The 1879-nt window shown below is 76.5% G+C and carries 1 protein-coding gene; it reads right to left on the bottom strand.

All coding sequences use genetic code 11. The features are described 5' to 3' along the window. Window positions 1-264 precede the first annotated feature (264 nt). A complete protein-coding gene (locus IE170_RS24470) occupies window positions 265-1725 on the bottom strand; it encodes an RsmB/NOP family class I SAM-dependent RNA methyltransferase (RefSeq protein WP_189811604.1) in 1461 nt (486 codons plus the stop codon). Between the last annotated feature and the right edge of the window lie 154 nt (window positions 1726-1879).

Raw genomic sequence — 1879 nt, 5'->3', positions numbered from 1 at the left:
CATCGCGCAGCGACGCGACCGAAAGGGAGCGCCCTTGAGGGACCGGCCCGCCCCGGACACCATCAACTGCCGGGGACTCCCCCAGTCGCATCACCGACCCCGACCGACCGGCTTCCGCCTACCGCACTTCGCCGTCGTGCTTCCGACCCCGACCCACCGGCTCCCGCCTACCGCACTCCACCGTCACACTCCCGACCCGACCCACCGGCTCCCGCCGATCCGGCCCCGCCGCCTCCGGCCGACCCCGCCCCCGGGCGGGCGGCCCTACCCCACCCGCCTCAGCAGCGCCAGGTACATCGCGTCCGTGCCGTGCAGGTGCGGCCACAGTTGGACGTCCGGGCCGTCGCCCAGGGCCGGGACGCCCGGGAGGTACGGGCGGGCGTCGATCAGTTCGGCGGCGAGGGGTTCCGCGGCAGCGCCGCGGCCCTTCAGGACGTCGTCCACGACCACCCGCGTCTCCGCCAGGTGCGGCGAGCACGTCGCGTAGCCGACGACGCCGCCGACGCGGACCGCGGACAGGGCCTCCCGGAGCAGCGCGCGCTGGAGCGGGGCGAAGCCCTCGATGTCCTGCGGGCGGCGGCGCCAGCGTGCTTCGGGGCGGCGGCGCAGGGCGCCGAGCCCGGAGCAGGGGACGTCCATCAGGACGCGGTCGAAGGAGCCGGGGAGCCACGCGGGGCGGGTCCCGTCGGCGGTGATGACCTGGTAGGGGCCGGGGTTGCCGTGGAGGGCGCGTTCGACGAGCCGGGCGCGGTGCGGCTGCTTCTCGGAGGCCAGCAGGAAGGCCCCGCGTTCGGCGGCGAGGGCGCCGAGGAGGGCGGCCTTGCCGCCCGGGCCCGCGCAGCCGTCGAGCCAGCGCTCGTCGCGGCCTTCGACGGGGGCGGTGGCGAGGGCCAATGCCACGAGCTGGCTGCCCTCGTCCTGGACGCCGGCGCGCCCCTCGCGCACCGCGTCCAGCGCGCCGGGCTCGCCGCCCTCGGCCATGCGCACCGCGTACGGGGACCAGCGTCCCGGCAGGGCGGCGTCCTCGCCGACCGCGGCGACGAGCTCCTGCGTCGTCGACCGGCCGGGCCGGGCGACGAGGGTGACCTCGGGCCGCTCGTTGTCGGCCTCCAGCAGGTCCTCGATGCCGGCGCGCCCGCCGCCGAGGGCGTCCCACAGGGCGCTGACGACCCAGCGGGGGTGCGAGTGGTGGACGGCGAGGTGTTCTTCGGCGTCCTCCTCGTACGGCGGGGCGACGCGCTCCAGCCAGGCGTCCAGGTCGTGCGCGGCGATCCTGCGCAGGACCGCGTTGACGAACTTGGCGCGCCCGTCTCCCAGGACGACGCGGGCGAGTTCGACGCTCGCCGAGACGGCGGCGTGGGTGGGGATGCGGGTGCCGAGGAGCTGGTGCGCGCCGAGGGAGAGCACGTCGAGGACGGGCGGGTCGACCTCGCGCAGCGGGCGGTCGATGCAGGCGCTGATGACGGCGTCGTACGTGCCCTGGCGGCGGAGCGTGCCGTAGACGAGCTCGGTGGCCAGGGCGGCGTCGCGGGCGTCGAAGTCGCCGTTCTCGCGGGCCTTGCGCAGCAGCGGCGGCAGGACGAGGTTGGCGTACGCGTCGCGCTCGTCCACGGCCCGCAGCGCCTCGAAGGCGAGGATCCGGACCGGGTCCTTCTTGGGCCGTCGGTACGGCTTGGGCTGCTTGCCGCCGGCGGCGGCGGGACGGCGGCGGGGCTGTTCGCTCACGTGGAAGGTGCTCCGGGTGTATGGGCGTACGGGAAGGTACTGAAGGGGGTGAATGCGTGTCGACCGGGTCGAAAGGGGTCGGACCGGCCGACGCCTGCCAGCCTACGTCGCCCCCGGCGGGCCGGCCCGCGGCGCAGGGGGGTGCCCCTGCGCC

Origin of the sequence: Streptomyces toxytricini (genome assembly GCF_014649915.1) — a bacterium.
Lineage (GTDB): Bacteria > Actinomycetota > Actinomycetes > Streptomycetales > Streptomycetaceae > Streptomyces > Streptomyces toxytricini.
Note: the sequence above shows the minus strand (reverse complement) of the source record. Positions and strands in the feature narration are given on the sequence as shown.